The organism is Sphaerisporangium rhizosphaerae, from assembly GCF_042665155.1.
Classification (GTDB): domain Bacteria; phylum Actinomycetota; class Actinomycetes; order Streptosporangiales; family Streptosporangiaceae; genus Sphaerisporangium; species Sphaerisporangium rhizosphaerae.
Genome location: NZ_JBHTCG010000031.1, coordinates 106,699 through 113,287 on the forward strand (window position 1 = coordinate 106,699; position 6,589 = coordinate 113,287).

Below are 6,589 nucleotides of genomic sequence, written 5' to 3' on the forward strand. Positions count from 1 at the left end.
GCGTGGCAGCCCGGAGGGACAGGTCGGAGGTCCGGTCAGAGGGCGCGGCTTCGGCGGGTCCGGTGGTGGCCGGGTCTTCGCCGTCGCGCGATCTAGAACCTGTTTCTGTCACTTTTCCGCATCCCTCGTGACGTGGGGTCACTCGCCGAACTAACATATCCCGAAATAGAACTAAGTTTCAGAACATACCGCCCGCGAATCCCCGCCCAGCTCAGGACGGCCGCGGACGTGCACCCACCCAGCCGCCGGGTCATCGCCCCCCGCTCAGCGGCGTTTCCAGGAGGAGTGATGGCGTGACCACCGGACACGCCGGGGTGCGCTCCTCGGAACCCGCCGCCGAACGCCTGGGCGCCGGCGCGCGACTCAAGGGGTTCGCCCGCGCCTGCCGTCCCCGCCAGTGGCTGAAGAACGTCCTGGTCTTCGCCGCCCCGGCCGCCGCGGGCGTGCTGACCACCCCGGCCGGCCTGCGCGACACCCTCATCGCGTTCGTGGCCTTCTGCCTGGCCGCGAGCGGCACGTACCTGCTGAACGACGCGGCCGACGCCGAGGCCGACCGGCGCCACCCGCGCAAGCGGCTGCGCCCGATCGCCGCCGGCATCGTGCCGGTGGGCCTGGCGCGCGTCGCGGGCGTCCTGTTCATCGCCGCCGCCCCGGCCCTGGCCGTCCTGGCCGGAGGATGGCGGCTGCCCGCCGCCGTGGCGGGGTACGTCGTGCTCACGCTCGCCTACACCTACTGGCTCAAGCACGAGGCGGTCGTCGACCTGGTCGCCGTCGCGGGATGCTTCCTGATCAGGGCCTTCGCCGGCGCCCTCGCCGTGGACGTGCCCGTGACGAGCTGGTTCCTGGTCGTCGTCTCGCTCGGGTCGCTCCAGGTGGTGGTGGGCAAGCGCGAGGCCGAGATGCGCAACCAGGGAACGGCCGGCACGCGCGCCACCCTGGTGACCTACACCCCGAGCTACCTGGCCCACGTCCGGTCGATGGCCTCCGGCGCGATGATCGTCACCTACTGCCTGTGGGCGCTGCAGATCCACGCCGACACCCTGTACGGGGTGAGCATCGTCCCCTTCGTGCTGATCATCCTGCGGCACAACCTGCTCGTGGACCGCGGCGTCGGCGAGGAACCCGAGGAACTGGCCCTGCACGACCGTCCACTCCAGCTCTACACCGCCCTACTGATCATCCTCCTCGTCGTCGGGATCTACGTGAAATGACCTTCCTGACCGGCCGGGCGCGCACCGCCTCCACCTCCACGAGGGAGACGGTCGTCCGATGACCTTTCTCACCGGTTGGGCGCGCACCGCGCCCACCCCCGCGACGCTCGTCCGGCCCCGTACGGTCGAGGACCTCGCCGCCCTGGTGGCCGAGGCGCCGACGCGTGGGGTGATCGCGCGCGGGCTCGGCCGGGCCTATGGCGACGCCGCTCAGAACGCGGGCGGCACGGTCGTGGACGTCACCGCGATGCCGGACCGCTGGTCGCTCGACCCCGCCACCGGCGTGGTCACCGCCTCGGCCGGGATGAGCCTGGACGCCCTGATGCGTGCCCTGGTCCCTCTCGGCTGGTTCGTCCCGGTCACCCCCGGGACCCGGTACGTCACGGTGGGCGGGGCCGTCGCGGCCGACGTGCACGGCAAGAACCACCACCTGGACTCCTCGCTCGGCGCCCACCTCCGTTCGTTGACCCTGGTCACCGCCGACGGGACCGTCCGGGTGCTCACCCCGGACGACGACCTGTTCTGGGCCACCGTGGGCGGCATGGGCCTGACCGGTCTCGTCGCCGAGGCGAGTTTCGCCTGCGTGCCGATCGAGACCTCCCGCGTCCGCGTCGACGTCGGACGCACCCGCGACCTGGACCACACGCTGGAGGTCATGGCCGCCACCGACGACCGGTACCGGTACACGGTCGCCTGGATCGACCTGCTGGCGCGCGGCCCCCGCATGGGCCGCAGCGTGCTGACCCGAGGAGACCACGCCCGCAGGGACGAGCTCCCCGCAGGGGCCGATCCGCTGGCCTTCGCCCCCGCCTCGCGGCTGGCGGCCCCGCCGTGGGCGCCCAACGGTCTGCTGAACCGACTGACCGTGCGCGCCTTCAACGACGCCTGGTACGCCAAGTCCCGCGAGCGCCGCGTCGTCCAGCACCTCGCCCCCTTCTTCCACCCGCTGGACTCCGTGGCCGGCTGGAACCGTGTCTACGGTTCGCGGGGGTTCGTCCAGTACCAGTTCGTCGTCCCGGCTGGTGAGGAGGCGACGCTGCGCCGCATCGTGTCGCGCCTGTCCGGCCGGGGAGTGGTGTCCTTCCTGACCGTGCTCAAGCGCTTCGGGGCGGGCACGCCGGGGATGCTGTCCTTCCCGATGCCCGGCTGGACGCTCGCGCTCGACATCCCCGCAGGTCAGGATGGCCTGGCAGACATGCTTCGGGAGTTCGACGGCTGGGTGGCCGCGGCGGGCGGCCGCCTGTACCTGGCCAAGGACTCCCGCATGCGCGCCGACCTGCTGCCCGCCATGTACCCACGCCTCGACGAATGGCGCAAGATACGAGACAGCGTCGACCCCACCGGCGTCTTCCGCTCAGACCTGGCAAGGAGACTCTCGCTGTGAAGAACGCCCTCGGCTCGGTCGACTCGGTGCTGCTGCTCGGTGGCCGCAGCGAGATCGGCCTGGCCATCGTCGACCGCCTCGTCCGCGACGGCGCCCGCCGCGTCGTCCTCGCCGTACGAACGCTGGCGGCCGTGCCGGGTGCGGACGACGGCGCCGAGAACGCGGTCGGCCCGCACGACCCGGCGCAGGAGGCGGCGGCGCGGCTGCGGGAACTGGGCGCCGAGGCGACCCTCATCGACTTCGACGCGACGCGGCCGGAGACGCACGGCCAGGTCATCGACGCTGCCGTCAAGCTGGCCGGCGACCTGGACGTGATCGTCGCGGCGTTCGGCGTGCTCGGTGACCAGGCCGCCTACGAGGCCGACCCGGTGTCGGCGGCGGCGTCCGTCGCGGTCAACCTCGGCGGGCACGTGTCCGCCGGGCTGTTCGCGGCCCGGCGCCTGCGCGAGCAGGGCCACGGCACGCTGGTGGTGCTGTCGTCGGTGGCCGGAGTGCGGGCGCGGCGGGCCAACTTCGTCTACGGCGCGGCCAAGGCGGGCCTGGACGGCTTCGCCCAGGGCCTCGGCGACGCCCTGCACGGCTCCGGCGCCCGCGTCATGGTGGTGCGCCCCGGTTTCGTCATCGGCCGCATGACCAAGGGCATGCCCCCCGCCCCCATGTCCACCATTCCCGCGCAGGTCGCCGAGGACGTCGTCAAGGGCCTGCGCTCCGGCGCCGAAACCGTCTGGAGCCCCCCGAAGCTCCGCCCCGTCTTCACCCTCATGCGCATCCTCCCCCGCCCCCTCTGGCGCCGCCTCCCCCGCTGAACCCTTACAAGGTTCACCGGGAACCGCGACCGTCGGCCCAGCCCGGCGATGAGCAGCCCGTTCAGTATTGGTCCGTCCGCCACCACGGCTCCATCGGCCGCCGCCCATGGCGGTACGGGTTGGGTACCTTATGGGCTGATGTAGTGGTGGAGGAGAGCCGGCTCGCCGGCTGCGTTGGTCCAGTCGGCGCGGCTGCTACCGACTCTGCGCCAGCCGGACCGTTCGTAGAACGCGATGGCCGCCTCGCCCTCCGAGGAGACCTCCAGCTTGAGCGGGTGTCGTGCTGTGGCGCGGACCGTGTCGAGGAGACGGCCGGCGAGGCCGCGCCCACGTGCTGCCGGGGTCACGAACAGGCGGGTGATCTCCCCGTCGTGAGTCAGACCCACGTGGCCGAGCACGACGCCTGCCTCGATCGCTATCCAGGCCCCTGTCAGGTCGACCGGCGTCAGCCAGCCCCAAGGATCGTCCGGCCACTCCACCGGATAGCGGTCGGCGGCCTGGACCTGGGCGAGTGCCTCGACACAGGCGTCCCCATCCTCCGGGGTCCTGGGGCGTATGTTCACGCGGGCCAGCCTAGGGCGGCCACTTCCAGGAATCACCATCCGCACCGGTCAGCGCCGGTGAACCACGTGGACCTGGATGCGAATCGCCGTGTCCGACGACCGGATGGTCAAGGTGACCGTGCCGTCGGCCTCTCCTGAACGCGATTGTCCGAGCAAGGTGGTGATCGACTCGCTCACCGCGAGGCTCGCCCCTGTAGCGCCGTCTCTCCCGTCGACGTTCCCAGAGACGGGATCACCCTTTGACCGGGGCCCAGCGGGCGGCGGTCAGGGCGCCGAGGGCCAGCACGCTTGATGCGATCGCCAGTGACAGCCGCAGCCCTGGCAGGAAGCCGCCGGAGACCAGTATGCCGAACAGGGCCACGCCGACCGCGCCGCCGACCTGCCGCACCCCGTTCAGCGCGCCGGAGGCCACCCCGGCGTGGGCCGGTTCGACGCTCTCCAGCAGCGCGCTGGTCATCGGCGGCACCGTGATGCCGCCGCCGATCCCGATGGGGAGCATGGCCAGCCAGATCACCCAGTTCGGCGCGGTGTGCCCGGCCCACAGCAATCCGAGCAGGCCTGCCGCGAACAACAGCTGCCCTGCCACCATCGGCGGCTTCGGCCCCAGCCGCCCGGTGAGCCGCCCGCCGAGGAGGTTCGCCGCCGTCACGGTGGCGGTCATCGGCAGGAACATCAGACCGGTGACCAGCGCCGAGTAGCCCCGCTGGTTCTGCAGGAACAGGCTGAGCAGGAACACGATGCCGTAGTAGGCGAAGTTCATCCCGAAGCCGACCACGCCGGCCGAGGAGGACGCAGGACGGGCGAACAGCCGCATCGGCAGCATCGGCTCCGCCGTCCGGCGCTCCCACCACACGAACAGTGCTCCGCCGACCACCGCCGTCGCCAGCGCGGCCTGTACCGGGAGCGAGGACCAGCCCAGTGAGCCGCCTTCGATGAGCCCGAAGGTGAGCGCGCACAGCGTCAGTACGGCGGCCAGTTGACCGGGCAGGTCCAACCGGCGACCCGTACCGGGCGAGGGAGCGGCAGCCCGCGTGGTCAGCAGCAGCCCGATCGCGCCGATCACCAGGTTCACCAGGAACAGCGACCGCCAGCCCAGCGCGGCGATGAGCAGGCCGCCCAGGACTGGTCCGGCGGCCACCGCGGCTCCACCGGCCGCCGCCCAGATGGCGATAGCCCTGGTCCGCTCGGCCTGACCGGGGTAGCCGTGCCGGATCATCGCCAGCGAGGCGGGCAGCTGCGCGGCGGCGCCGATGCCCTGGACGAACCGTGCGGCGATCAGCATGGCCGGTGAGACGGCCAGTCCGCAGGCCAGCGAGGCGAGTGCGAACAGGCCCAGTCCGCCGGCGAAGACCCGCCGTGCGCCCAGCCGGTCACCCAGCGACCCGCCGGTGAGAAGGAGTGCGGCGAACATCAGCGTGTAGCCGTCCACCACCCACTGCAGTTCGGTCAGCCCGGCGCCCAGTTCCCGGCTTAGGGTGGGCAGCGCGACGTTCACGATGGTGGCGTCGAGGCTGACCATCAGGAACCCGGTCGCGGCGGCGATCAGTGTCCACGGTCCGGTCGACCGTTCGGTGGCAACTTTCGTGGTCACCCGACCAGCCTGCCCCGGCGGTGATCTCACCGGCAACGGATGAGGGTACACCTGGCAGGGCCACCTTGATCGGCGAGAATGAGGGGCAGGGAGCGGGTGGAGTCGGTCAGGCGGAGTACGCGGGCATCCGAGCTGGGGGCGTTCCTGCGGTCGCGGCGGACGCTGCTTCGGCCCGGTGAGGTGGGTTTGCCGGCCGAGGGCGCCCGGCGCACGTCGGGGCTGCGCCGGGAGGAGATGGCTCGGCTGGCCGGGGTCAGCGAGGGCTACTATGTCCGGCTTGAGCAGGGCCGGGCGCCGCACCCGTCGCCGAGCGTGCTCGGCGCACTGGCCAGGGCGCTGCGGCTGTCCGACGCCGAACGCGACCACCTTTTCGCGCTGGCCGAGGAGGTTCGGCCGGAGTCGGGGCCGGAGGTGCTCGCCTCCGGCGCCCGCCGGATGCTGGAGTTGCTCGCCCCGCCGACCGCCGCCTACGTCATCGACCGGCGCAGCGACGTGCTGGTCTGGAACGACAGCGCCGCCGCCCTGTTCGGCCACCTCGTCGACGGGCCCCGCAGGCCGAACAACGTGCGCTATGTGTTCACCGACCCGCGGGCCAAGGAGCTCTTCGTCGACTGGGCGGACATCGCGTCGGACTCGGTGGCCCACCTGCGCGCCGCCGCCGGGCACCGCCCGGACGACCCCGAACTCAATGCACTGGTCGCCGAACTGCACGAGGCCAGCCCGGAGTTCCGCCGCCTGTGGCCCACCCGTGAACTGCGCCGAAAGGTCAGCGGCCGCAAGGAACTGAACCACCCGACGGCCGGCCGCATGTCCCTCGACTACGAAGTCCTGCACGCCCCCCAAGCCCCAGGCCAACGCCTCGTCGCCTACACCGCCCCACCCGGCACCCCTTCACACTCCGCGCTGGGGGGGTATCCCTCTAGGTGTGGGAAGTGATCTTGCTGGGAAGCAAGTCATCTGTGGGCGAGGGCTCACTTCTTCGGGGGATGGTCATGACGGTAATCGAGGGTGTCGGCGGCCACATGTCGACCACG

The 6,589-nt window shown here is 71.9% G+C and carries 6 protein-coding genes; 4 read left to right on the top strand and 2 right to left on the bottom strand.

The features are described 5' to 3' along the window. The first annotated feature begins 293 nt into the window (after positions 1 to 293). Genes ACFQSB_RS32155 through ACFQSB_RS32165 form a run of 3 tightly spaced genes read left to right on the top strand, consistent with a single transcriptional unit; the run spans position 294 to position 3,401 of the window. Positions 294 to 1,211 carry a decaprenyl-phosphate phosphoribosyltransferase gene (locus tag ACFQSB_RS32155; protein ID WP_380830605.1) on the top strand — a complete coding sequence of 306 codons (918 nt, stop codon included), beginning with the start codon at positions 294 to 296 and terminating at the stop codon, positions 1,209 to 1,211. 58 nt (positions 1,212 to 1,269) lie between these two features. Next, a complete protein-coding gene (locus ACFQSB_RS32160) occupies positions 1,270 to 2,595 on the top strand; it encodes an FAD-binding oxidoreductase (RefSeq protein ID WP_380830606.1) in 1,326 nt (441 codons plus the stop codon). After that, the gene (locus ACFQSB_RS32165) at positions 2,592 to 3,401 is read left to right on the top strand and encodes an SDR family NAD(P)-dependent oxidoreductase (RefSeq protein WP_380830607.1); all 810 of its coding nucleotides are present in this window, start codon (positions 2,592 to 2,594) and stop codon (positions 3,399 to 3,401) included. The genes ACFQSB_RS32160 and ACFQSB_RS32165 overlap by 4 nt, the downstream gene beginning before the upstream one ends. 128 nt (positions 3,402 to 3,529) lie before the next feature. On the opposite strand, the gene ACFQSB_RS32170 is transcribed toward ACFQSB_RS32165, so the two are convergent. Together ACFQSB_RS32170 and ACFQSB_RS32175 are read right to left on the bottom strand one after the other, a co-directional pair. After that, entirely contained in the window at positions 3,530 to 3,964 is a 435-nt protein-coding gene (locus tag ACFQSB_RS32170; protein WP_380830608.1) for a GNAT family N-acetyltransferase, read from the bottom strand. A 232-nt stretch (positions 3,965 to 4,196) separates the two neighbouring features. After that, the gene (locus ACFQSB_RS32175) at positions 4,197 to 5,555 is read right to left on the bottom strand and encodes an MFS transporter (RefSeq protein WP_380830609.1); all 1,359 of its coding nucleotides are present in this window, start codon (positions 5,553 to 5,555) and stop codon (positions 4,197 to 4,199) included. Positions 5,556 to 5,633: 78 nt separating this feature from the next. Here ACFQSB_RS32175 and ACFQSB_RS32180 point away from each other — a divergent pair, with 78 nt between their 5' ends. After that, positions 5,634 to 6,491, top strand: a complete 858-nt coding sequence (locus tag ACFQSB_RS32180) for a helix-turn-helix transcriptional regulator (RefSeq protein ID WP_380830610.1) — start codon at positions 5,634 to 5,636, stop codon at positions 6,489 to 6,491. Positions 6,492 to 6,589 lie beyond the last annotated feature (98 nt).

What these genes read in the sequence shown, in the direction of transcription:
- ACFQSB_RS32160 (WP_380830606.1), top strand. Translation starts at nt 1,270, where the DNA reads ATGACCTTTCTCACCGGTTGGGCGCGCACCGCGCCCACCCCCGCGACG.
- ACFQSB_RS32180 (WP_380830610.1), top strand. Translation starts at nt 5,634, where the DNA reads ATGAGGGGCAGGGAGCGGGTGGAGTCGGTCAGGCGGAGTACGCGGGCA.